Consider the following 23,279-nt stretch of genomic DNA (forward strand, 5'->3'; position numbering starts at 1 on the left):
TTGATGTTTAATTTATATGATATTTGTAAAAAACCTTAAATCTGTTTCTGATCAAGATTGGACAACCACGGATAAATACCCAGGAGTGAGATGGAAATTTTTAATTGATAAAGATTTTGATGGGAGTTCTGGACTATCACTTGGTTATGCTGAAATAGCACCGGGAGGTGATTTAACTCTTCACTATCATTCTCCTGATGAAATATATGTGATTACAAATGGCGAAGGTATATTAAATAAATCAGGTGATTTAGAAAAAATCAAAAAAGGTGACGTTGTATATATTGGCGGAAATGAAAAACATGCTTTAAAAAATAATGGAAAAGAAACTTTAGAATTTTATTGGATTTTTCCAACAGATCGTTTTTCAGAGGTTAAATATCTAAGCTAACTTAACCCAAGGTGTTTCTTTCGCTGATCAACCCAAGTTCTAATTAAGTTATCAAATATCAAGCCAATAAAGGCAACGCAGAGTCCTAGTGTTAATCCTATACCCGCTCCATTTTTGTCCGACAAAGCCTTAAGAATATATTGACCTAAATCTTCTGTTCCAATAAATGCACCGATAATCACCATGAATAGAGCAAATACTATTGTTTGATTTAAACCAAGCATCATATGAGGAAATGCTAAAGGAAATTCTATTTTGAATAATCTTTGAAATTTTGTTACACCCGACATTGTTGCTGCATCATGTAAGGCTGCAGGAACACTTCTTAATCCCTCAATGGTATATCTTGTTGCAGGAATAGTTGCGTAAACTATTACCGCAATTAATACCGACGTATCTGTTATTCCAAAAAGCATCATTACAGGTATTAAATATACAAATGATGGAAATGTTTGAAAAATATCACAAACTCCCAACATAAAACTCGCTGAATTTTTATTTTGAAAACACAAAGTGCCGACTGTAAATCCAATTATACAAGATATGACAACTCCAAAGGTTGCCATGTAAGTTGTAACTAAAGCTCTATCCCACCATGGACTTAATGCTATAAATAATGTTAATCCACAAACAATTAAAGCAGAACGAATGCCACCTATTATATATCCTGCACCAACAACCAAAACTAATGTGGCTACAGCAGGCATTCTTAAATATAAAGCACGCATTGGCTGAAGCACATCTACAATTAACCAAGTATTAAATGCTTTTATATATACAAAGAATGTATCAAAAATCCAATCAACACCTTTGTTCCAAAAATCAGCTGTCGATATTCCTTTGTTATGTGGAATTTCAAAAAAATAATTAAAACCTTCTTTAAAGTAAAAAGATCCAATGTATGCAAATACAATCCCTAATATTATAGCTACAATGAAAAAGAATGTATTTTTATGACGTTGAAAAAAAGTTAAGTTTCCAAAATAATCAATTTGTTTATTAGCCCAAGCTAAAGACATTTTGTCTAATAAGATTGCAATCAGGCTTATACATAATCCAGCTTCTAACGCTAATCCTATGTTTAACTGATTTAAAGCTAGTAATAAATTAAATCCTAAACCTTTTGCTCCTATAAAAGCTGAAATTACAGCCATAGAAAAGCAAACCATGATAACTTGGTTAACTCCAATTAATATATCTCTTCTGGCTGTTGGAATTAATACTTTAGACATCAGTTGCCAATTACTACATCCACTCATTTTACCTGCTTCAATAACCTCTGGGGATATACCTCTAAGACCCAATAAAGTTAATAGTATCATTGGCGGTACTGCAACAACCATAGTTATAATTACAGCTGCATGATCACCTACTCCAAAAAGAACAATTGCTGGAACTAAAACTGCGTATTGAGGCATAGTCTGCATTACCAAAAGTATTGGATATAAAGCTTTCTCAACTCGTTTACTTTTAAATGCTGCAATCCCTAGACCCAAACCAAAAATAAATGATAAAGGTGCCGCAACTAATATAAAAGAGAGTGTTTGCATCGAAGGTTTCCATTGACCAAAAATGGAAATATAAATCATGACTAAAGCAGCAAATAACGCAAGACCCTTACCACTAAGTTTATAAGCTAAAATTGTTGCCCCTGCTGCCACGATTGTCCATGGAAGTCCTGGTAATTCTGCCCAAGGATTAGCATCAATCCAGTCCCAACTAGAAAATGCAACAATAGTATTAAGCCCACCTAACAAAAACTCTCTTATTAGCTCAATAAGAAAAGTCATAAAAGAAGTTAAATTCCTAGTGATTTGCAGCACTAAGGGTCGAGTTTTAAACTCTTGAGTATCCTCATTCCAAAACTCCATTGGCATCCACTCATTCATTAAGAAAAATAAAGAGTCATTTATCCAAATAGGAAGCCACCCTAGAAGCGGGGGTAATCTCCAAAAAACATCAAAGGCATAATATCTTACCTCTTTACCAAATAAGACGTATGAACTTTGGTTAGGATCTTTAATAAATTCTGCTTGTCCTCTTATAAAATTGTATGTTTCGGGAACATCAATAGCAAAACATAGTGCAAAAAATATAATTAATAAAAATAACCACTGAAATAATTTGGGATATTTTTTAATAAATTCCATATTTTAATTGTTATTTTTACGTCCTCCAAAAACTGTATTAATTATTTTTGATGGATTAATAGAACCTACAATTTGATTATTTTCATCTACTACAGATACTGTTTTTTCTTGAGTTAAAATTTTTTCTGCTACATTTTCAATAATTTCATCTTTTGAAACTTTTAAATCACTTAAATTTTCTTTTGTAATTACGTCCATTACATCTTCAATTAGCAAAACTTTTTCTCTAGGGACTTCTTCAGTAAATTTTCTTACATATTCTGTTGCAGGATTTAAAACAATATTAGCTGGTGTGTCTAATTGTTCAATAATACCATCCTTCATAATCGCAATTCGATCCGCTAGTTTTAAAGCTTCATCAAAATCATGAGTAATAAACATTATTGTTTTTTGTAATTTTCCTTGAAGTCTTAAAAACTCATCTTGCATTTCTTTTCTTATTAATGGATCCAGCGCCGAAAAAGGTTCATCTAAAAACCATATGTCTGGTTCAACAGCTAATGATCTGGCGATACCAACTCTTTGTTGTTGACCTCCTGAAAGTTCTCTTGGAAAATAGTTTTCTCTTCCATCAAGACCAACTAATTTTACCATTTCCATTGCTTTACTAATACTATCTTCAGTTTTAATTCCTTTAATTTGAAGTGGAAAAGCAATGTTCTCTACAACTGTTTTATGAGGTAGTAGAGCAAAACTTTGAAAAACCATTCCCATTTTATTTCGTCTTAGATCAATTAGCTCTTTATTGTTTAGTTGAAGTAAATCTTGCCCTTCAATAAAAATTTTTCCACTTGTTGCATCTGTTAATCTAGAAATACATCTTAATAAAGTTGATTTACCTGAACCAGATAAACCCATTACAACTAACATTTCTCCTTTTGAAACTTCAAAAGAAGCATTATTAACGCCTACAATACATCCATTATCTTGAAAAGTTTTTGCATCTACATTGCCATTAGATTCATGAAGCATTTTTTTGGCATTTTCCCCAAAAATTTTATAAACGCCTTCACATTTGATTATTGGATCAGACATAACTTGTAATTAGGTTATACGAAATTAAGATAAATTAAAAACGATATAATTATTTTTTTCCTCCTTAAAAATTTTTTATATAATAAACTCTTGTATCAATTCCTGTGCTTAAAAAACTTAAAGCTTCACCACTAACAGTAATTGTTTCGTCAACACCAACGTTCTCTCCACTCACTACAAATCCTGCAAAACATTTATTCTTTTCCTTGTCCCATTTTACAAATGTATCACTTATTTGATTACCATTCATTGTGTACAGTTCATGTGCTCTAAAATTTAAAAAATTTGCTCCCATTATTGCGCGCTGTGGAATAAGCTTTGTAGCATTACAAACTTTCTCATAAACTTCATCTGTTAGTCTAAAATGATCAGTTCCATCAAAATATACTAAAATTCCTGAAGGAAGACTTGAAATTAATTTGTCTAGTTTTCTTGTTTCAGCAACTCTTTCTTCCTCAATTTTCATTTTTGCAACAAGCTCGTCTCCTTCACCAAAAATGTTATTCAAGATAGCAAAAAATAAAATTATAATTATCATTACGAGTGCCAAACCAGCAAATTCTTTAATAGTATCTGGTAACTCTTTTATTTTATGTAAATAATTTTCTTTTAACATTACTCTTGTAACTTTCCATTAATCCATGTTCCTGATTTTTGTTTTCCATCAGACCAGGTAAAAATACCTTGGCCGTTCATAAAACCTTTTTTCCATTCACCTTCATATGTTGAGCCATCAGGAAAACTTAGAGTGCCTATGCCACTCCACTCACTATTTTTAAATTCTCCTTTATAAATATATCCATTTGGCCAGGTTTCAGTTCCTTGACCATGTTTTTTGGTTCCAACCCACTCACCTTCATATGTTGTTTTGTCAGTGTAAATCCATTTTCCATAACCATTTTCACAATTTCCTTCTTTACAGCCCGTGCTTCTAGCTAAAGCAGAAGATATAATCAACAATCCTAAAATTATACTAATAAGGTATTTTTTCATTTCAATATTTTACACAAAATTCATTAAAAAAAAAATCAAACTTTTTTCTCTTTTTTGCTACATGAATAAAAAGAAATTTCCTTTTCAGAGTTTTTGCTTTTAATATTTCGTGTAATTTCATGAATTAATTCACCAGAGTTTCTATCTATAATAGCTGACTCTGAATATTTTTTTTCTTGATCTATGGATTTAAACAAAATTATATTTTTATTTACAATTTTAACATTTAATTCTTCAGATTTTGAAAGGAATAAAGATAATCCATTTACAAAAAGTTTTTCAGGTTTTGATGCTACAATTTCAAATTTATCTAAACCCTTTTCATCTAAATCTTCAGCTAAAAATGTTTGATAATTGTATTCTAAATTTTTTATTATTTTCTTTTCTAAATCACATGTAAATTTTAAATTTATATTTTCTTGAATATTTATATCTTTAGCAAATAAAAGATTGCCAAAAAATAAACTAAAAATTATTACTACTAAATATTTGATCATTTTATTAAAAAAAAATCTCCCCCAACATTGTTGGGAGAGATTCAAATTTAAAAGCTTTACCCTTATTTAGTAAAAGCTTTCCAAACTTTTTTGTTCTTTTTTAACCATGCTTTTGCAGCATCTTCATGAGTCATTTTGTCAATGTCAACTAAAGCTGCCATTGCACCAATTTGACTTGTAGAGAATGACATTTTTTTGAATGCCGCAGCTGCTGCTGGATGAGTTTTTGGAAAATCAGCATTTACTGCTTTTTTTAAATAACCATCTGGCGAACCACATTTACCATCTCCACCGTCTTCTGGTCTACAACCAGCTGTGTATGGAGGAAAATCGATAAATGTAAAACCAGCACCATCTGTAAAATTTGGTGTCCAGTTGAAGATAATTGTTCCTCTTCCTTCTTTTTCAGCGGCTGATAACTCTGCCCAAAGTGCATCTGCACTTCCAGCAAATTTAACCATCCAAAGATCACCTAAGCCTAAAGCGTCAACCCTTTGAGGTATCAAATCTCCATGCCAAGTTTGTGGACCTTCAAGCATTCTTCCTTTTCCACCTGAGTCAGGTGTTACGAAATTCTTCGCACAAGCAGGATTTTTTAAAGCCGTCCAATCTGGAAGACCTGGGCATAATCCTTTTTCAGCAACCCAGTTAGGATAACCCATATCCTCTAGAGTTCTTGCTTCATGGTCACCCCAATCAAGTAAACCACCTTTATCTAATGCTGTAGTAAATGACTTACCAAAAGCAGATTCCCATACTTCATGAGAAATAGATACGTCACCAATTCTAATTGACTCGTATACTGCTTGAGAGTCAGCATTTACATAGCTAACATTGTTACCCATACTTTCGAAAATTCCACCAATAACATAAGCCATTACAATTTGACTTGACCAGTTATGAGTTGGGATTACGATAGGTTTTTTACTATCTGCTGCGTTAGATATTCCTGTAAAACTTACTACAGTAATTATCAGAGCAGATATTAATGATGTTATTTTTTTCATTTTATTCCCCTCGATTATATTAATAATCAAATTATGTTCTTAATTAAACTTCTAGTCAACTCATTTTGATTATATTATGCTTCATATAATATATATAAAAAGCTAAGTAGATGTTAGGAACTAGCAGAGATATTAATAATCCAGGTTTAAGGATTTTACCACCAGGAGTTGAAAGATACTTCGTCAAAGGTGGGGGCTTATCAGTAATAGAGGTTTTTCCCGAAGATAAAATTGAAATAATTAATGAAGAAGGAAAACAAATTTGTGAAATAATTGTTTTTAATTCTAGTGGCAAACCTGATTTGTCAATTTTAAATCTAAAAGAAAATTCAAATGCAGATTTCTCTAAAAGAGTAATTGCAAAAGATGAAAAAATTTCAAAAATTTTTAAGAAAAGAAATCTAGATCTTAAAAAAGCTAAATCATCAATTGTATTCGATGAAGATTGTTTAATGGGAGAAAAAATAACACTCTCATCAAAAGATAAATGCTTTGTGTTAATAGCAGCACCTGGTGACCCACTAAATGTTCATGAACAAAATCCACCGACTGATTTAACAATTTTTGTTAATAGAGCAAAATTTTCAGAAACTGATGAACAATTTATTTTACCAGAGCCTTTAAGTGATCCTATAATTGAGCAACTTATTAAAAGAAGAACGGCAGAAACTTATGAGGTTAAAGCAGGTGAATATATTCAAATCATAGATACAGGTGGAAGACAATGTTCTGATTTTTTAGCTTTCGATACTCATAAATTAAATGATGGTATTGAAAGTATAATCGACGATAAAGCCACAAGAACGTTTATGGGTAGCGCGTATCCTGGCCCGGGATTGTTTTCAAAATTTTATGATGGAGATCATGAAGCAATGGTTGAAGTAGTAAGAGACACGGTTGGAAGACATGATACTTTTAATTTAGCTTGTACTTCTAAATACTATGAAGACCTAGGTTACATGGGGCACATCAATTGCACTGATAATTTTAATAAAGGTTTAAAAAAATACGATATAAGTGCTCGAAAAAGTTGGTCTGCTATAAACCTTTTTTTTAATACAGCAATTGATGCTAACAATGTTGCAACATTTGATGAGCCATGGTCAAGACCTGGTGATTATGTTCTATTTAGAGCGTTAAAAGATTTAACGTGCGTTTCATCTGCTTGTCCTTGTGATGTTGATGCTGCTAATGGGTGGAACCCTACTGATATATTTGTTAGAACTTACGGAAAGAATAATAAGTATTCAAAAGCAATTGCATTTAGAATGAAAACAGACTCAGAACCAAAACTAACTCAAGAAACAGGTTTTCATAAAAAAACATCTGATCTAACCAGAAATTTTGTTGAATACAAAGGTTTTTGGTTAGCAAATAATTTTACTAATTCAGGAACAATAAAAGAATATAACGCGTGTAGAGAAAGTGCGATAGCAACAGATCTTTCTCCACTTAGAAAATTTGAAATACTTGGTCCTGATGCAGAAAATTTAATGCAATACACTTTAACAAGAAATGTTAAAAAACTATCAGTAGGTCAAGTTGTCTACACTGCGATGTGTTATGAAAATGGATGTATGTTAGATGATGGTACATTGTTTAAATTTGGACAAGATAATTTTAGATGGATTGGTGGAGATGAATACAGTGGTGAGTGGTTAAAAGAACAAGCTAAAAAGAAAAATTATAAAGTTTGGATAAAATCTGCTACAGACCATATACACAATATTGCTGTTCAAGGACCTAATAGTAGAAAAATTTTAGAAAAATTTGTTTGGACAGCACCTATTCAACCTTCAATAACGGAACTTGAATGGTTTAGATTTAACATTGCAAGAATTGAACATGAAACAGGAACACCTATTGTAATTTCTAGAACAGGTTACACTGGGGAGCTTGGTTATGAAATATGGTGTCATCCAAAAGATGCTGGTGAAGTTTGGGATAAAGTTTGGGAAGCTGGAAAAGAATTTAATATCACACCTTTAGGTTTAGAAGCTTTAGATATGGTTCGTATTGAAGCCGGACTTATATTTTATGGATATGAATTTGATGATCAAACAGATCCTTTTGAAGCTGGAATTGGTTTTACCGTTCCACTTAAAACTAAAGAAGATGAATTTATTGGTAAAGAAGAATTAATAAAAAGAAAAGCTAATCCTCAAAAAAAATTAGTAGGTTTAGAGCTTATTGGTCATGAACCAGCTGTTCATGGTGATTGTGTTCATGTTGGTAGAGCACAAATTGGAGTTATAACGAGTGGAATGTTGTCACCAAAACTTGGTAAAAATATTGCGCTTTGTAGAATTGATGTAAAATATTCTGAAATTGGAACTGAAGTTGAGATTGGTAAATTAGACGGGCACCAAAAAAGAATTAGTGCAAAGGTTGTTGCTTTTCCTTTCTATGATCCAACAAAATCTAGAGTAAGAGCTTGAAAATGCCCAAAGATAAAAAAACTCTTTTAAGTTTTTGGGAAGACCAAATGAAACAATCTCATACATCAAGTAACTATTTTTTTAGAAAGTCTCCTTCTCATTATCATATGATGTTATTAGTTATGTCAGCTTATAAAGAACAAACAAAATTGTCTGTTGAAGAATTAAAAACAAAACTTTTTAAAACTTCTAGACCAAAATCTGCATTAATCATTACTGAAGCTTGCGAAAAAGGATTCTTTCGCCTTGAAAAAACTTCAACTGATCAGAGAATAAAAAATATAGTGCCGAGTGAGTCATTTATTAATGAGTTTAACGAATATTTAAATACGCTTAAAAACATAAGCTATTAGCTATTAATTTATCAAAATTACAAAGTATATATCTTTTATATATAATTTTTAGTTCTATAAAAAATTATATTAATTACTATTACCAAAAAATAATGTTTTGATATGTCAACATTACCTACAAAAGCAAAAGTAGTTATCATTGGTGGTGGTATTCATGGATTGAGTACTGCTTGGAAACTTTCAGAAACATATAAAAATCCTGGCGACATTGTAGTCCTAGAAAAAAAAGATATTGCAGCTGGGGCAAGTGGGATTGCGTGTGGAGTTATTAGAAATAATTATTTTCAACCAGCCATGAGAGAATTAATGGCACACTCAGTTTCTGTTTGGGAAAGTGATCCAAAAGCATTTAAATATAATGCGGTAGGATATTTACAAATTTCTCCAGAAGTAATGCATGCAGATGTAGCAACAATTTACGAACAACAAAAAGCAATTGGATACGATTCAGAATTTATTGAAGGTGAAAAAGATTGTATGAATTATATGAAGGGAATGTTTGATGACTGGCAAGCTCAAGGCATCACTTCAGTTCTTCATGAAAAAAAAGGTGGTTATGCATTTAATAAAGATTCTATCAAAGCTCTTGAAAATAAATCTACTTCAAATGGTGTTCAGGTAATGAAAGGTATTAAAGTTACAGGTTTTAAAAGAGGTAGCAATAGTAAAGCAGTTACTGGAGTTGAAACTGACAAAGGAACTATTGAGTGCGAGCAAGTAGTAGTTGGTGCTGGTCCTTGGGCTAGAGATTTTTGGAATATGTTAGAACTTCCAAAAACAGCAAATATCAAGGGTAAAGATGGCAAAATGCATGAAACTGATATGTGGACATATTGGATGCTTCAAGAAGGTGTGATTGGGGTTGAGCCCGACTTTTTAAAAATGAACAATGGAAAACAACCTCCTGTGATCCATGTTGACTCTACTGCTCCATTATATTCAGATAAAACAAAAAAATTAATCACTGATAAAATTTGGGGAATTTATTATAAACCTGACATTGAAGGACTTGGTGTTCAAGGTGGAACGTCTCCTTACATAGTTGATAAACATTTTGATAAAGTGAATGTAGATCCTTATGGAGTTGAATCTCCTGAATATCAAACTACAGAAGAATTCAATGATATGTGGTGTTCGGCTTTAGCGCATTGTCAAAAAAGATTTGAAGGAAAATCTGATCTTTATAGAAAAGGGCCGTCTGGTGGTCTTGGATGTATGACACCAGACTCGTTTCCAATCTTTGATAGATTTTTAGAGAACGTATATATGATTGCTGATGCTAATCACGGTTATAAAATGATTGGTGTAGGAGAACTTGTAGCAAAAGAAATTCTTGGTACTGAGAGTGATTTATTAAAACCGTTTAGATTCAACCGTTACGAGAAAGGTGAACTTCACCCTACATCGAACAGTCCGTTCCCTTGGAGTTAAACTTCAAGTCTAGACACTAATAAAAATTTCAGCTACCTTTGAATAAATTATAATTCATTGAGGGGTGAAATTAAAATGACTGATCTAGATAAACACGTTAACCAACCAGGCAGAGCTAAACTAGTAAAACAAGTTAGAGCAAAAATTGATGAGCTTGGTATTGAATATATATTTTTTCAATTCATATCAGTAACTGGTAGAGTTGTTGGAAAAGGAATTCCAACAGACCACTGGGAAAGAACATGTGAAAAAGGTTTTCAATTAGTTTATGGAGCAACTGCAAACTTATTTACAGATCGTCATGGTAGATACATAGGTTATGGACCCGAAGCAAAAGAGCTTGTAGGGATACCTGATCCGGAAACTTTTTGTCAACTTCCATGGGATAAAAAAGTGGCAAGAGTTTTTGTTACTTGCTTTAGAAATCGTGAAGAAAGAGAAAACCCAGGTGCTCATTTAACCTCTGATTGTCGTGGAAATTTAAGAATTCATGCTGAAGAATTTAAAAAAAAACATGGTTACCAATTAAGAGTTGGAACAGAACCAGAAATGATGTGGTTAACTAAAAATGAAGATGGCTCTCCAACAGGTAAAGGATTTTCTAAACCTTATTGCTATCACATAGATCAATTTGAATCTTTAAGGCCTGTATTTATGAAAGTTTTCGAATATGCTAGAGCAATGGGCTTTGATATGATTCAAGGTGACCATGAAGATGCACCCGGACAACTAGAATTAAACTGGATGTACGATGATGTTTTAAGAAATGCTGATAGACTATCAACTTACAGACAAATTTGTGCCCAAGTTGCTAGAGAATTTAATTTAATTGCTTGCTTTATGACAAAACCTTTTATGGGTGTGTCTGCAAGTGGTTGCCATACAAATATGTCTTTATGGACAGGTGGAAAAGATGTTGTGAATAAATTAAGTCATAAATCTTTACCAGGAATGGATCATGTATTTACTTATGTTGAGGGTGGAACAAATACATTCATGCCAGATACAAAAGATGTTCAGTTACCTGGTAAGGTTGGTCTAAAAGCAATTGGTGGTGTAATGAAACACCTTGGTGCTTTAACTGCAATTGGTTCTTCAACTGTAAATTCATATAGAAGATTATGGGACACAGGTTTTTGGGCTCCTGTTTATGCTGACTGGGGATATCAAAATAGAACATGTGGATTAAGAGTTTCTGCCCCTGGAAGATTTGAATATAGATCGGTAGACTCGATGCATAATCCTTATTTAATGGGTTCAGGATTATTAAAATCTTTTGATGACGGAATATCAAATAATATTGATCCTGGAAAACCAGAATCTAGAAGTATGTACGAAGCTCAAGCAGCTGGTAAAGAAGTCAAAAAATTACCTTTAAGTCTTGGTGAGGCTCTTGACCGTTTAGCTGAAGACGAAGTTATCAAATCAGCTATGCCAGATGAAATGTATAAAGTGTTTCATTGGTACAAAAACGATGAGTGGGAAAGATTTTTAGGTGCAACAACTCAGTGGGATTTAGATACTTATCTGGACTGCCTACCGTAGTCTTTAATTATAAAAAGGAAAATATATGTGTGGAATAGCAGGATTAATACATAGAGGTAAATCATCAAATGTAGGAAGTGAGCTGCAGGGAATGCTTCAGGCTCTAAAACATAGAGGGGAAGACTCAACTGGTTACGCTTTATACGGTGATACAGATGGTAAAAATTTTATCATGCGCTTTAAAGTTGGAGAAAATGTTGGGGAAGGAAGCTCATCAATAATGGAAGAAACTTCAGTTTATGATGAAAGAAAAAAAATTGTTGATCAATATCTTTCTGAGATGGGTGCAAAAATTCTTAAGGAAGAAAGGATTTTACCTTACTCTTTAAGATATGAGCTTGATTATAGCGCAAAAGATTTACTTTCATTTTCACAAAAAATTGAAAGTATTCCAGGTGTGGAAATACTTTCTATGGGGAAATCATTAGAAGTGATTAAAGATTTAGGTAATGCTAAAATGGTTTGTGATAGATATAATTTAGATAAAGTGGTTGGAACTCATGCAATTGGTCACGCAAGAATGGCAACAGAGTCTGGTGTTGATATTAAATCAGCACATCCTTTCTGGGGTTATCCCTTTAGTGATGTATCCGTGGTTCATAACGGACAATTAACTAATTACTGGAATAATAGAAGACTATTAGAAAATAAGGGTATGAGATTTATGTCTGAATGTGACTCAGAATTAATTGCCGTTTATATTGCTCAAAAGATGAGAGAAGGAGCAAGTCTTGAAGAAGGTATGAGGGACTCTTTAACAGGTCTTGATGGAGTATTCACTTATTTTGTTGCAACAAAAGACTCGTTAGGAATGGCAAAAGACACTATGGCAGCAAAACCTTTGGTTCTTTATGAGTCAGATGATTTAGTTGCAATGGGTTCAGAAGAAATAGCGATCAGATCAGTTCTTCCACAAGAAATTGATACATATGATCCATTTGATGGAGAGGTAAAAGTATGGCAAATCTAAAAACAACCGAGAAAAAATCAAAAGCCCAGTCAATGGGTATGCACACAGAAGTTTTAACAGGAAGAACTCAACAAAAGTTTTTTAATCCTGATGAAGCAGAAAACTTTTATTACTTTGGCACATATGATGTTGATTTTAATAAAAGAACAGAGCTTGATGTTAAAGATATGACTGCTCCAGACGCAAATAAAGAAATAGATAATTTAATGAGCCAAGGCTATGGAACAATTGTTATAAAAAATCCTCAAGGAAAACACAGTTTGGGTGTTGGGATTCTAAATAAATTAAACTTAATTTTTGAAGGAAGCTTAGGTTATTTTGGTATGGGTTCATGCGATGGTCCAACTGTTAGAATTAACGGTAGAGTTGGTTGGTCTTGTGCTGAAAATTTAATGGCTGGTAAAGTAGTTATTGAAAAAAATGCAGGATCTTGTTTCGGCGCTGCTATTAGAGGTGGAGATTTAATTTGTAAAGGTAGTGTTGGTGCTAGAACTGGTATTGATATGAAAGGTGGAACTATCATTATTGGTGGTGATGCTGGTGCATTTACAGGTTTCATGATGCAAAGAGGGAGAATAATTATTCTTGGAGATGTTGGAATAAATTTAGGTGACTCTATGTATGATGGTACAATTTTTATTGGTGGCAGTATTGGATCTTATGGAAGTGATGCAGTTGACGCTGAACTTACTAAGAGTGATCAAGACTGGTTAAGAAGAAAATTAAAAGTTGCAGAAATCGGTGAAAATTTTGATGTAAGTAAAATGAAAAAAATTGTAGCTGGTAAAAAATTATGGAACTACGATAATTTAGAACCTACTGAGAAGAAAGGAGCAATTTAATGCCTAAGAAAAAAACTAAAAAGAAAAAAAGTAATGGAAGTGTTGGTGGAAAAGCTGATGTTCATGCCTACGAAGAAGGTAAAAGAAATAAAAGTTTATTAGGTCATAATGCTATTTTTACTCCTGAGGTAATTGACGATATTCACATAAAAGCTCAGTTAGGAAGATACAGAATGCGTGGAATGGCATTGATGAAGAAAATTCCAACATTTGATGATTTAGTTTTCTTACCTGGAACACTTACAAGATTTGTAATTGAAGGTTACAGAGAAAAATGTGAAACAAAAACTGTAATTGGTCCAAGATGTGAAAACCCAATTGAACTTGATATACCTGTTTACATTACCGGTATGAGTTTTGGAGCACTTTCTTATGAAGCTAAAACTGCTTTAGCAAGAGGAGCTACTATGGCTGGTAGTGCGACTTGTTCTGGAGAAGGTGGAATGATACCTGATGAAAGAAGGTATTCTGAAAAATGGTATTACCAATGTATCCAATCAAGATATGGATTTAATCCACACCATGCTCAACTTGCAGATGGAATAGAGGTTTTCATTGGTCAAGGTCAAAAAGTTGGAATGGGTGGACACTTAATGGGTCAAAAAGTAACTGATCAAGTAGCTGAGATGAGATCATTACCATCTGGTATTGACCAAAGATCACCTGCTCGACATCCTGACTGGCTAGGTCCAGATGATTTAGCTTTAAAGGTTGAGGAATTAAGACAACTTACAAAAAATAAAGTACCAATTCAATTAAAGCTTGGTGCATCAAAAGTTTATGATGATGTGCGTATGGCTGCAAAATGTGATCCTGACTCTATCTATTTGGATGGAATGGAAGGTTCTACAGGAGCTGGTCCTCACATTGCTGCTGCAAATACTGGTATTCCAGGAATTGCTGCAATTAGAGAAGCTAGAAGAGCAATTGATGATGTCGGAAAAACTGGAAAAGTTACTTTAATTTACGCTGGTGGTATAAGAGATGGTGCTGATATGGCAAAAGCTTTGGCATTAGGTGCTGATGCAATTGCAATTGGAACTGGATCTATGATCGCTTTGAACTGTAATAAAGATATCCCTGAAGCTAATTTTGAAAAAGAAATGGGTGTAAAAGCTGGTGATTGTTATCACTGTCATACTGGTCGTTGCCCAGTTGGTGTTGCAACGCAGGATCCTAAACTAAGAGCTAGATTAAATCCAGATGATGCTGCTTTAAGAGTTTATAACTATCTTCATTCTATGACGTTAGAAGCTCAACTTTTGGCAAGAGCGTGTGGTAAAACTAATATCCACTCTTTAGAGCCTGAAGATTTAGCTGCATTAACTACAGAAGCATCTGCTTTAGCAAAAGTTCCTTTAGCTGGAACTAACTACACTGTTGGTGTTGATAACTATCACAAAATATAGAGGTAAATATGGCTAAGAAAAAAACAAAAACTAAAGCAAAAGTTAAAAGTGGAGTTAAAAAAGAAAAAAAACTAAAACTTGGTACTTTTAAAGAAACAGCTAGAGAAAAGTTAATTGGTCAACATATTGGTTACAGATATGATGTAAATTTACTTCCAGATTATAAAAGAGTTACTCCATTTCTTAAAAAATATGTGGAAGCAATGGGATGGGATGATCTTAACTGGTTAGAAGACGTTCATATGGGTTATGAAGAAGGAAGACCAGCAGTATTTTGTAGAAATGCGAATGGTTGGGTTACAATTCCAAAATCTATTAAATTACCAAATAACCAACAAGATAGAGATATGATAGCAAGAGAGCTTTTAGTTAAATTTCAAATGTCTCCAAAACACCCACTTGTTGATTTGAAAAAAGCTTACCTAAAATTTTAATATCTCAATCTATAGTTGTTTTTTTTTACAAACTTGTTGTGAACATTAGGTTTTTATAGATTGTTTCATTTGTCACACCCTTAGAAATCTCATAAGCTTTTTAAAAACTAATATGGGAGAGAGAATATGACTGATCAGTTAGGTGCTCTTACAACTATATTTACAGAGTTTTACTATTGGGTAACAGTAGTACTGATGTTTTTAATTCACGTCGGTTTCTGTATGTATGAAGTTGGAGCTTCTCGATACAAACATCACCAACATACTTTAATGAAAAACACAATGCTGATACCATTGGTTACAGTAACTTGGTTTTTCTTTGGTTGGTGGATTTACTGGGCATTTCCAACAGGACCAGGAATTGCACCTTCAATAATGAATGAGAGTACAGCGTTAATTACTGACGAAAGTACTTTTAGTGCTAAATGGTATTTAGCTAACTCAGAATTTATGGCGATCAATTTAGGTGATCACATAAGTGGAGTATTCTGGGCTGCATTCTTACTATTTTCATGGACAGCTGCTTCAATCGTCTCTGGAGCAATCATTGAAAGAATTACAACTTTTGCATTTGGAATTTTAGCAATTGCAATTGGTTCGTGCTTCTGGGTGATTGATGCTGCTTGGGGATGGCACTTTGATGGATGGATGCTTAAAATTTTAGGGTATCATGACGCTTACGCATCAGGAGTAATTCACGCAATTGCGGGTGGATTTGCTTTAGGTGTTCTAATCGTTTTAGGACCTAGAATTGGAAAATTCTCATCAAGTGGTGAACCAAGAAATATAGGGCCAAGAAACCCATGGCTAGTAACTGTTGGATTATTTTTAATCTATACTGGTTTCTGGGGATTTTATGCGGCATGTAATATACCGATATTTGATCTTGGACCTGAATATGGAATGGAAGGTGTCACCTATTGGACGGCTACAAACATATATGTAACCCCTACCACACTGAGTGGAATTACCTTTAACTTCTTGATGTCACTTTCAGGCGGATTATTGGCTGGATACGTGGTCGCTAAAGGTGATCCATTCTGGACTTACTCAAGTGGACTAGCTGGGATCATCTGTGCATCTGCAGGTAATGATTTGTATCACCCGATACAAGCAATGCTTATTGGTGCGATCGGTGTAGTTATTGCATACAAAATGCATTACTGGGTTGAACGTAAGTTCAAAATCGATGATGCAGTTGGTGCAGTAGCAGTGCATGGTTACGCAGGGTTTGTTGGTCTTGTAATTTGTGGGTTTGTTTTAAATGGCTATCCTTCATCTGGATATAGTGTAGGAGCTATGTGGGACGGATCAACTTATGCATCAATCAATCCATTGGGGCAATTCTTAGGAGCAATAATTATGTTTGGTGTTCTTGGAATGCTACCAGGTTATGTAATAGCTAAAGTACTTCATGGAATGGGTAAATTAAGAATACCCCGTGAAGTTGAAATAGCTGGACTAGACTATGAAATAATGGAGGACGATAGAGAAGCTGAAAAAGCAGTCGCCTCTTCAACTAGGTAAAGGAGAAAAATATGGCTACAGTTACAAACTGGATAGATCATTTAAGTGCAAAAGAGGTTGTCGGAGCAGTTTATCCGGGAGCTGGATCCACTGAAACTTTACTGGTTATTCTTGGTGTAGTTTTTTGGATTGGCTGGCATGTTTTGACTGCTAGATCTGAGAGTGAAAAACTCTCAAGGTTAGCTAGAAAAAGACATGGTGCCAATGATCATAAAAGCAATATTACCGATTGGTAATTAAACTTAAAATTTGGGCGCTACTTGAAAGTGGCGCCCTATTTTTATAATCTTTAAATATGGCTGACAATAACAACGAAGAATTGAGACCTACTAAAATGAGAGGCGTTGTTTTTCCTAAAGCAAAATATGGAGTAATATTAGCTATAGTAATAATAATTGTTGTAAATTTAATTTATTATAAGGAAACTATCTTTTCACTATTTAGATAATAATGTTAACTTAATTTATGCCTAAAAATTTATTCAAAATTGCAAAAGAAAAAAAAATTAAATATTTTCTAATAAGTTTTGTTGATTTATTTGGTGTACTTAGATCAAAATTAGTTCCTACTCATGCTATAAAAGAAATGCAAAGTGCTGGTGCTGGCTTTGCGGGATTTGCCGCATGGCTTGATATGTCTCCTGCAGACTCAGATATGTTTGGAATACCAGATCCAGATAGCTTAATCCAATTGCCATGGAATAAAGAAGTGGGATGGTTAGCTTCTGACTTATGGATGAATGGCAAGCCAGTTGAAGCCTCACCAAGAGTAATGCTTAAAAAACAAATTCAAAAACTTAAAAAACAAAATTTAACAATGAAATCAGGCGTTGAATGTGAATATTTTTTAATTTCACAAGATGGGAACTCAATTGCAGATCCAAGAGATACTCAATCAAAACCTTGTTATGATCAATCGGCATTAATGAGAAGGTATGATTTAATCAAAGAAATTTGTGATTGTATGATTGAAATGGGATGGGGCCCATATCAAAATGATCACGAGGACGCTAATGGCCAATTTGAAATGAATTGGGATTATGACGATTGTTTAAAAACTGCAGATAGACATACTTTTTTTAAATATATGGTTAAAACAATATCTGAAAAACATGGTCTTAGAGCAACTTTCATGCCTAAACCATTTGAAAATTTAACTGGAAATGGCTGTCACGCACACGTTTCAGTATGGCAAGGTAAGAAAAATAAATTTTTAGATAAATCAGACAATCTGGGCTTAAGTAAAATGGCTTATAATTTTCTTGGTGGAGTAATCAAAAATGCATCTTCTCTATCAGCTTTTTTTAATCCAACAATTAATAGTTATAGAAGAATAAATGCTCCACCAACAAAATCAGGTGCCACATGGTCACCTAGCAGTATTTCTTATACAGGAAACAATAGAACTCATATGATTAGAATACCTGACCCAGGTAGATTTGAATTAAGATTAATGGATGGATCTGTTAATCCATATCTGTTACAAGCAAGTGTATTAGCTGCTGGATTATATGGTTTAAAAAATAAAATCGATCCAGGAAAACCACTTAATTGTAATATGTACGAAGACCACGCAAAATATCCAGATTTACCAAAATTACCTAATGAGTTAGTTCAATCATTAGAGCAATTAAAAAATAATAAAGAAATGAATGAGGCCTTTGGTAAAGAAACAATTATAAGCTACATCAAACTTAGAAGTTTGGAAATTAAAGAATTCCAATCCAAAGAAAGTTTTGATAAGACAAAACCTATTTCAAAGTGGGAAAAAGATAATACTCTAGATTGTTAGAATGACAATTTTATCTAATGGTCACCAATGGAAATTTTCTGAATTTTTAAATAATAAAAATTATTCCTTTGATAAACAGCAAATTTTAAACACATTATCAGAAAAAGAAATAGATGATGCTTATTCTAGCATTTCAAAATGGGATGGTTATGCCCCTACTCCTTTAATTTCTTTAAATAAATTATCAAAAGAATTAAATTTAAAAAATATTTACTACAAAGATGAGAGTAAAAGATTTAATTTAAAATCTTTTAAAGCTTTAGGTGGCGCTTATGCTGTTGAAAAAGTAACAAAAGGTAATAAAGATATTGTAGTTGCAACCGCAACTGCTGGAAATCATGGAAGATCTGTTGCTTGGGGTGCTAGAAGATTAGGTTTAAAGTGTAAAATCTTTATTAGTGAGTTTGTGAGTGATGCAAGAGGTCAAGCTATGGCTGATCTTGGGGCAGATGTAATTAAAGTAAAAGGAAATTATGAAAAATCATTAATTGAATGCATCAAACAATCTACGGAAAATAATTGGCAAATAGTCCAAGATGTTGCTTGGAGAGATTATATGCAGGTGCCTACGTATACGATGGCTGGATATACAGTCATGATGAAAGAAATTACAGATCAAATTCATAATGAAAAAATGTCTCATATAATTTTACAAGCTGGTGTTGGTGGAATGGCTGGAGCAATGATCGCAGGGATTGCTAAATATTTAAACAATATTCCATCTACTATAGTAGTTGAACCTGATAGTGCAGCTTGTGTTTTGGAAAGTATAAAAACTGGAAAAATAGAAAAAATTGACATCAAAACAGAAAGTTTGATGGGTGGTATGTCTTGTGGAGAAGTATCACTGGTCCCATGGCAGATTTTAAAGAACTCTGTTAAACATTGTATCAGTCTGCCAGATAACGATATTGCAAAAACTATGAAATTATTAGGAAACTCAAGCTTTAGTGATCAGTCTATTATTGCTGGTGAAAATTCGGCTCCAGGAGTAATAAGTTTAATTGCAAGTTGTGAGGATCAAAATTTAAAACAAAGTTTAAAATTAGATCAAAATTCAAATGTTTTAGTAATTGGTTGTGAAGGTGATACAGATAAAGCAATGTACCAAAAGTTAATTAACCAAAATTAATTACATGTTAGACATAGGTATTTTCTGGATAAGAGATGATTTTAGAATAGAAGATAATCCTGCATTATCTTTTGCAACTCAAAATCATGAGAGTGTAATTGGATTGTTTATCTATAATAACAAAAATTTTGATAATCAAACTGAAGCTCAAAAATGGTGGGTTTCAAGGTCATTAGAAGTTTATAAAAAAGACTTATCTAAATATAATATTGCTCTTCAAATAGTGAAAGGTGATGAGCTTGATACTTTTTCTAAGATTAAAAAAAAAGATAATCTTTCTATATATTGGAATAAAGTTTACGAACCAGATGTAATTGCTAAAGGAAAAAAAATTAGAGATATTTTTTTAAAAAATGAAATCAATTTTAAATACTTTAAAGGAAATATTTTAAATGAATTTCAAGAAGTAACCAAAAATGATGGGACACCTTTTAAAGTATTTACTCCATTTTGGAGAACTGCTGAACAAAAATATTTAGCTTCACCTCCTGGTAAAAAATATATTATTAAAAATAAGTCAAAAGAAAAAACTTTTTTTAAAAACTGTATCAAACCTAAAGATATTTTGCCTAAAAAAAATTGGTATAAAAAATTTGATAAATACTGGATAATATCTGAGGGTAATTCTAAAAAAATTCTAAATGAGTTAATAGAAAATAAAATCAAAGATTATGGAACAACAAGAGACATCCCATCTGTAGATGGAACCTCAAAACTTTCACCATATATAAAACATGGTCAAATTCATGTGGCAAGTATTTGGAAAAAATGTAGTGAAATCAAATCTAAAGGTATTGGATATAGAAAATATATTAATGAAATTGGTTGGAGAGAATTTTCACATAGTTTGATCAATTATTTTCCAGAATTTTTAAAAGGTAATTATAGAAAAGACTTTGACAAATTTCCATGGATTAAAAACGAAAAACATTTAAAAGCTTGGAAAACTGGAATGACAGGATATCCAATAGTGGATGCTGGTATGAGAGAATTATATGAGACTGGCTGGATGCATAATAGAATTCGTATGGTAGTTGGATCTTTTCTTGTTAAACATTTAAGAATTAATTGGACTGAAGGAGAAAAACATTTCAGAAATTGTTTGTTGGATTTTAATAAAGCAAATAATGTTGCACAATGGCAGTGGGTTGCTGGTTGTGGGGCAGATGCTGCTCCTTATTTTAGAATTTTCAATCCAATCCTGCAGGGTGAAAAATTTGATAAAGAAGGGCTTTATGTAAAAAAATGGGTCCCCGAATTAGATAAAGTGCCAAATAAATTTATTCATAAACCTTGGGAAATGGAATTAAAATACCAACAAGCAATTAAAACAATAATTGGAAAAGATTATCCTCAGCCAATAGTCGTACATGAAAAAGCTAGAGCTTCGGCCTTAGAAGCTTTTCAAAGCTTAAAAAAATAAGAAATTAACAAATTAATCTCCAATAAAATGATGAATAATTGTTCTATTTTGAGTATTTAACCTGTGTTCAAATAGATATAAACCCTGCCAGGTTCCAAGCAATAATTCACCTTCTTTAATACTAAGAGCAATTTGATTATTAGTTAAGGTAGATTTAATGTGTGCTGGCATATCATCTTTTCCTTCAGCTGTGTGAATATACAATTTGTTATCCATAGGAACTAGTTTATCAAAATAATTTACTAGATCTGTTTGAACATCTGGATCAGCATTTTCTTGTACAATTAAAGATGCGCTGGTGTGCTGAACACTTAAATTAAGCATCCCATTTTTAAAATTGTTTTGATTAATCCATTCAATTGTTAGGTTTGTAAATTCGTATAATTTTTGACCCTCAGTATTTATTTTAAGATTATAAAATTCTTGTTTCATCAATTATTTTCCATGGATGTTAATTCGTATAGACGACTGATGGTACGTTTGAATGGTTTTTCTAATAATTTTGATGAGGCAAATTTATCCAGGCTTTGGTTTGCTGTAACTGAAATTGGAACATTTTTATCATAAATTACATCGAGTAAAGTAATGAAACGTTGTTGTTGATTTGAATTTATATCATTAAATTGTGGTATTTGATCTATTACAATAAATTTACAATTTTTAATAATTTCCAAATAATCTTCTGCACCTAAGTTTTGAGCACATAACTCATTAAAGTTAAATCTAACAACCCCTTCATAAAAATTTTCTATTTTGAAATCTCTACCTTTTACATTGATTATTTTTAAAGAATGTTTTTTATCTTTTGTAATAGTTCTAAAAAATTTATTAATTTTAAAGTTAGTTTCCTGATTAAGTGGATAAAAATATCTTTGTTTTTGATTGTTGCTAGATTTTCTATAATCATCTTCAATTTTTAACTCACATTCAACTGACTTCTGCTCCATAACTTTAATAAAAGGTTTAAATTGATCCCTTTGAAGTCCATCTTTATATAACTCAGAGATTTTAGTATTTGAAGTTACAATAATTCTAATATTTTCTTTAAAAATTTGATCAAATAATTTTCCTAAAATCATAGCATCTACTATATTTGTTACCTGAAATTCATCAAAATAAATTAATGAAGCTTTTAATTTTAAATTTTTTACAAAATGATTAATTGTATTTTCTTCTTTTTTTTCATGTACAAAATCATGAAAATTTAACATAAACTCATTAAAGTGTAGTCTTAACCTTTTCTCTTTTAGATGATCAAAAAAAAAATTTAAAATCATAGTTTTACCTACACCAACATCACCATAAAGATAAAAACATTTTTTTGATGATTTTTTTGAAAATAATTTTGAAAAATAAGATTTAAAATTCTCTTTATAATATTGTTCTAATTTCTTAACAGTTTCTATTTGATTTGAATTAACTTCTAATTGTTGAATGTTACAATGCGATATAAAATTTTTTTGTAATTGGTTTACCATTAATTTTTTTTGGTTTTAAAATCAATACCATACTCTGATCTTGGCCCTTTTCGTAAACCAAAGGGACCAGGAATAAATATTGTCATAGGTTTTGTGCCTTCTTTTAAGTCTACTCTGTGATGAGCATTTGCCGAACGAAATCCTACATAACCTGGTTTTCTCCAAAACTTACCCTTTTTTGTAGTTTCCCAGTAACCACCTCTCAGAATAATAGTAATATATGGACATAAATGATTATGCACACCTTCACCGTGATCATCTGCGAGCATTTCATGGATTAAAATATTAAATGGAAACCATTTTGGACGATGTCTAAATAAAACATAATATCTATTCATCCAGGGTTTTGCTTGATCGTATTTGGGATGGGATGGACCTCTATCAAGTACTATTTTTTTTCGTCCTAAACTATTAAGCAACTCAAGAAACATTC

At 32.3% G+C, this 23,279-nt stretch carries 24 protein-coding genes; 15 read left to right on the top strand and 9 right to left on the bottom strand.

The window, feature by feature from the left end; all coding sequences use genetic code 11:
• Window positions 1–16: 16 nt before the first annotated feature.
• Window positions 17–391 carry a cupin domain-containing protein gene (locus AC5SL8_RS04325; RefSeq protein WP_494573445.1) on the top strand — a complete coding sequence of 125 codons (375 nt, stop codon included), beginning with the start codon at window positions 17–19 and terminating at the stop codon, window positions 389–391.
• Here AC5SL8_RS04325 and tmoV read toward each other — a convergent pair.
• From tmoV to tmoX, 6 genes are all read right to left on the bottom strand, one after another.
• Complete coding sequence (tmoV, locus tag AC5SL8_RS04330; RefSeq protein WP_494579215.1) at window positions 388–2,541, bottom strand: trimethylamine N-oxide ABC transporter permease protein TmoV; 2,154 nt, start codon at window positions 2,539–2,541, stop codon at window positions 388–390. The genes AC5SL8_RS04325 and tmoV overlap by 4 nt on opposite strands.
• A gap of 3 nt (window positions 2,542–2,544) precedes the next feature.
• Window positions 2,545–3,576 (bottom strand): trimethylamine N-oxide ABC transporter ATP-binding protein TmoW, encoded by a 1,032-nt coding sequence (gene tmoW, locus AC5SL8_RS04335; RefSeq protein ID WP_494579216.1) that lies wholly within the window; start codon window positions 3,574–3,576, stop codon window positions 2,545–2,547.
• A 64-nt stretch (window positions 3,577–3,640) separates the two neighbouring features.
• The gene (locus AC5SL8_RS04340) at window positions 3,641–4,192 is read right to left on the bottom strand and encodes a hypothetical protein (protein WP_494579217.1); all 552 of its coding nucleotides are present in this window, start codon (window positions 4,190–4,192) and stop codon (window positions 3,641–3,643) included.
• On the bottom strand, window positions 4,192–4,569 hold the full coding sequence (locus AC5SL8_RS04345; RefSeq protein ID WP_494579219.1) for an MORN repeat-containing protein: 378 nt from the start codon (window positions 4,567–4,569) through the stop codon (window positions 4,192–4,194). The genes AC5SL8_RS04340 and AC5SL8_RS04345 overlap by 1 nt, the downstream gene beginning before the upstream one ends.
• Window positions 4,570–4,604: 35 nt before the next feature.
• Complete coding sequence (locus AC5SL8_RS04350; protein WP_494579220.1) at window positions 4,605–5,066, bottom strand: hypothetical protein; 462 nt, start codon at window positions 5,064–5,066, stop codon at window positions 4,605–4,607.
• A 62-nt stretch (window positions 5,067–5,128) separates the two neighbouring features.
• Complete coding sequence (tmoX, locus tag AC5SL8_RS04355) at window positions 5,129–6,073, bottom strand: trimethylamine N-oxide ABC transporter substrate-binding protein TmoX (RefSeq protein ID WP_494579222.1); 945 nt, start codon at window positions 6,071–6,073, stop codon at window positions 5,129–5,131.
• Between the two features lie 110 nt (window positions 6,074–6,183).
• Between tmoX and AC5SL8_RS04360 the strand changes: the two genes are divergently transcribed.
• From AC5SL8_RS04360 to AC5SL8_RS04425, 14 genes are all read left to right on the top strand, one after another.
• Window positions 6,184–8,511, top strand: a complete 2,328-nt coding sequence (locus AC5SL8_RS04360; protein ID WP_494579223.1) for a trimethylamine N-oxide demethylase — start codon at window positions 6,184–6,186, stop codon at window positions 8,509–8,511.
• A 2-nt stretch (window positions 8,512–8,513) separates the two neighbouring features.
• Complete coding sequence (locus tag AC5SL8_RS04365) at window positions 8,514–8,864, top strand: hypothetical protein (protein WP_494579225.1); 351 nt, start codon at window positions 8,514–8,516, stop codon at window positions 8,862–8,864.
• 102 nt (window positions 8,865–8,966) lie between these two features.
• Window positions 8,967–10,295 carry an NAD(P)/FAD-dependent oxidoreductase gene (locus AC5SL8_RS04370; protein ID WP_494579227.1) on the top strand — a complete coding sequence of 443 codons (1,329 nt, stop codon included), beginning with the start codon at window positions 8,967–8,969 and terminating at the stop codon, window positions 10,293–10,295.
• 75 nt (window positions 10,296–10,370) lie between these two features.
• Window positions 10,371–11,840, top strand: coding sequence for a glutamine synthetase family protein (locus tag AC5SL8_RS04375; RefSeq protein ID WP_494573435.1), 1,470 nt, complete (start codon window positions 10,371–10,373; stop codon window positions 11,838–11,840).
• 25 nt (window positions 11,841–11,865) lie between these two features.
• Complete coding sequence (locus AC5SL8_RS04380; RefSeq protein ID WP_494573434.1) at window positions 11,866–12,810, top strand: class II glutamine amidotransferase domain-containing protein; 945 nt, start codon at window positions 11,866–11,868, stop codon at window positions 12,808–12,810.
• The gene (locus AC5SL8_RS04385) at window positions 12,798–13,652 is read left to right on the top strand and encodes a GltB/FmdC/FwdC-like GXGXG domain-containing protein (protein WP_494573433.1); all 855 of its coding nucleotides are present in this window, start codon (window positions 12,798–12,800) and stop codon (window positions 13,650–13,652) included. The genes AC5SL8_RS04380 and AC5SL8_RS04385 overlap by 13 nt, the downstream gene beginning before the upstream one ends.
• Window positions 13,652–15,061 carry an FMN-binding glutamate synthase family protein gene (locus tag AC5SL8_RS04390; protein ID WP_494579229.1) on the top strand — a complete coding sequence of 470 codons (1,410 nt, stop codon included), beginning with the start codon at window positions 13,652–13,654 and terminating at the stop codon, window positions 15,059–15,061. The genes AC5SL8_RS04385 and AC5SL8_RS04390 overlap by 1 nt, the downstream gene beginning before the upstream one ends.
• An 8-nt stretch (window positions 15,062–15,069) precedes the next feature.
• Entirely contained in the window at window positions 15,070–15,495 is a 426-nt protein-coding gene (locus AC5SL8_RS04395) for a hypothetical protein (RefSeq protein ID WP_494579230.1), read from the top strand.
• A gap of 126 nt (window positions 15,496–15,621) precedes the next feature.
• Entirely contained in the window at window positions 15,622–17,022 is a 1,401-nt protein-coding gene (locus tag AC5SL8_RS04400) for an ammonium transporter (RefSeq protein WP_494579232.1), read from the top strand.
• Between the two features lie 11 nt (window positions 17,023–17,033).
• Entirely contained in the window at window positions 17,034–17,258 is a 225-nt protein-coding gene (locus AC5SL8_RS04405) for a hypothetical protein (RefSeq protein ID WP_415277903.1), read from the top strand.
• Between the two features lie 59 nt (window positions 17,259–17,317).
• Window positions 17,318–17,470 carry a hypothetical protein gene (locus tag AC5SL8_RS04410; RefSeq protein ID WP_494573428.1) on the top strand — a complete coding sequence of 51 codons (153 nt, stop codon included), beginning with the start codon at window positions 17,318–17,320 and terminating at the stop codon, window positions 17,468–17,470.
• Between the two features lie 17 nt (window positions 17,471–17,487).
• On the top strand, window positions 17,488–18,813 hold the full coding sequence (glnT, locus tag AC5SL8_RS04415) for a type III glutamate--ammonia ligase (RefSeq protein WP_494579234.1): 1,326 nt from the start codon (window positions 17,488–17,490) through the stop codon (window positions 18,811–18,813).
• 1 nt (window position 18,814) lies between these two features.
• A complete protein-coding gene (locus tag AC5SL8_RS04420) occupies window positions 18,815–19,945 on the top strand; it encodes a diaminopropionate ammonia-lyase (RefSeq protein WP_494579236.1) in 1,131 nt (376 codons plus the stop codon).
• A gap of 4 nt (window positions 19,946–19,949) precedes the next feature.
• Window positions 19,950–21,368 carry a cryptochrome/photolyase family protein gene (locus AC5SL8_RS04425; protein ID WP_494579237.1) on the top strand — a complete coding sequence of 473 codons (1,419 nt, stop codon included), beginning with the start codon at window positions 19,950–19,952 and terminating at the stop codon, window positions 21,366–21,368.
• 12 nt (window positions 21,369–21,380) lie between these two features.
• Here the strand turns inward: AC5SL8_RS04425 and AC5SL8_RS04430 are convergent, their stop codons facing one another.
• The 3 genes from AC5SL8_RS04430 to AC5SL8_RS04440 are packed head-to-tail and all read right to left on the bottom strand — an operon-like array spanning window position 21,381 to window position 23,277.
• Window positions 21,381–21,800 (bottom strand): secondary thiamine-phosphate synthase enzyme YjbQ, encoded by a 420-nt coding sequence (locus AC5SL8_RS04430; protein ID WP_494579238.1) that lies wholly within the window; start codon window positions 21,798–21,800, stop codon window positions 21,381–21,383.
• Window positions 21,800–22,846, bottom strand: a complete 1,047-nt coding sequence (gene zapE / locus AC5SL8_RS04435) for a cell division protein ZapE (protein ID WP_494579239.1) — start codon at window positions 22,844–22,846, stop codon at window positions 21,800–21,802. The genes AC5SL8_RS04430 and zapE overlap by 1 nt, the downstream gene beginning before the upstream one ends.
• Window positions 22,846–23,277: a hypothetical protein gene (locus AC5SL8_RS04440; RefSeq protein WP_494579241.1), complete on the bottom strand. Its 432-nt coding sequence runs from the start codon at window positions 23,275–23,277 to the stop codon at window positions 22,846–22,848. Before AC5SL8_RS04440 ends, zapE begins: the two co-directional genes overlap by 1 nt.
• Window positions 23,278–23,279 lie beyond the last annotated feature (2 nt).

The organism is Candidatus Pelagibacter sp. PS_41 (assembly GCF_059417725.1).

What these genes read in the sequence shown, in the direction of transcription:
- AC5SL8_RS04385 (WP_494573433.1), top strand. Translation starts at nt 12,798, where the DNA reads ATGGCAAATCTAAAAACAACCGAGAAAAAATCAAAAGCCCAGTCAATG.
- AC5SL8_RS04395 (WP_494579230.1), top strand. Translation starts at nt 15,070, where the DNA reads ATGGCTAAGAAAAAAACAAAAACTAAAGCAAAAGTTAAAAGTGGAGTT.
- AC5SL8_RS04420 (WP_494579236.1), top strand. Translation starts at nt 18,815, where the DNA reads ATGACAATTTTATCTAATGGTCACCAATGGAAATTTTCTGAATTTTTA.
- tmoW (WP_494579216.1), bottom strand. Translation starts at nt 3,576, where the DNA reads ATGTCTGATCCAATAATCAAATGTGAAGGCGTTTATAAAATTTTTGGG.
- AC5SL8_RS04375 (WP_494573435.1), top strand. Translation starts at nt 10,371, where the DNA reads ATGACTGATCTAGATAAACACGTTAACCAACCAGGCAGAGCTAAACTA.
- AC5SL8_RS04325 (WP_494573445.1), top strand. Translation starts at nt 17, where the DNA reads ATGATATTTGTAAAAAACCTTAAATCTGTTTCTGATCAAGATTGGACA.
- AC5SL8_RS04345 (WP_494579219.1), bottom strand. Translation starts at nt 4,569, where the DNA reads ATGAAAAAATACCTTATTAGTATAATTTTAGGATTGTTGATTATATCT.
- AC5SL8_RS04380 (WP_494573434.1), top strand. Translation starts at nt 11,866, where the DNA reads ATGTGTGGAATAGCAGGATTAATACATAGAGGTAAATCATCAAATGTA.
- AC5SL8_RS04405 (WP_415277903.1), top strand. Translation starts at nt 17,034, where the DNA reads ATGGCTACAGTTACAAACTGGATAGATCATTTAAGTGCAAAAGAGGTT.
- AC5SL8_RS04430 (WP_494579238.1), bottom strand. Translation starts at nt 21,800, where the DNA reads ATGAAACAAGAATTTTATAATCTTAAAATAAATACTGAGGGTCAAAAA.
- tmoV (WP_494579215.1), bottom strand. Translation starts at nt 2,541, where the DNA reads ATGGAATTTATTAAAAAATATCCCAAATTATTTCAGTGGTTATTTTTA.
- AC5SL8_RS04390 (WP_494579229.1), top strand. Translation starts at nt 13,652, where the DNA reads ATGCCTAAGAAAAAAACTAAAAAGAAAAAAAGTAATGGAAGTGTTGGT.
- AC5SL8_RS04425 (WP_494579237.1), top strand. Translation starts at nt 19,950, where the DNA reads ATGTTAGACATAGGTATTTTCTGGATAAGAGATGATTTTAGAATAGAA.
- AC5SL8_RS04370 (WP_494579227.1), top strand. Translation starts at nt 8,967, where the DNA reads ATGTCAACATTACCTACAAAAGCAAAAGTAGTTATCATTGGTGGTGGT.
- AC5SL8_RS04440 (WP_494579241.1), bottom strand. Translation starts at nt 23,277, where the DNA reads ATGTTTCTTGAGTTGCTTAATAGTTTAGGACGAAAAAAAATAGTACTT.
- tmoX (WP_494579222.1), bottom strand. Translation starts at nt 6,073, where the DNA reads ATGAAAAAAATAACATCATTAATATCTGCTCTGATAATTACTGTAGTA.
- AC5SL8_RS04360 (WP_494579223.1), top strand. Translation starts at nt 6,184, where the DNA reads ATGTTAGGAACTAGCAGAGATATTAATAATCCAGGTTTAAGGATTTTA.
- AC5SL8_RS04340 (WP_494579217.1), bottom strand. Translation starts at nt 4,192, where the DNA reads ATGTTAAAAGAAAATTATTTACATAAAATAAAAGAGTTACCAGATACT.
- glnT (WP_494579234.1), top strand. Translation starts at nt 17,488, where the DNA reads ATGCCTAAAAATTTATTCAAAATTGCAAAAGAAAAAAAAATTAAATAT.
- AC5SL8_RS04410 (WP_494573428.1), top strand. Translation starts at nt 17,318, where the DNA reads ATGGCTGACAATAACAACGAAGAATTGAGACCTACTAAAATGAGAGGC.
- zapE (WP_494579239.1), bottom strand. Translation starts at nt 22,846, where the DNA reads ATGGTAAACCAATTACAAAAAAATTTTATATCGCATTGTAACATTCAA.
- AC5SL8_RS04400 (WP_494579232.1), top strand. Translation starts at nt 15,622, where the DNA reads ATGACTGATCAGTTAGGTGCTCTTACAACTATATTTACAGAGTTTTAC.
- AC5SL8_RS04350 (WP_494579220.1), bottom strand. Translation starts at nt 5,066, where the DNA reads ATGATCAAATATTTAGTAGTAATAATTTTTAGTTTATTTTTTGGCAAT.
- AC5SL8_RS04365 (WP_494579225.1), top strand. Translation starts at nt 8,514, where the DNA reads ATGCCCAAAGATAAAAAAACTCTTTTAAGTTTTTGGGAAGACCAAATG.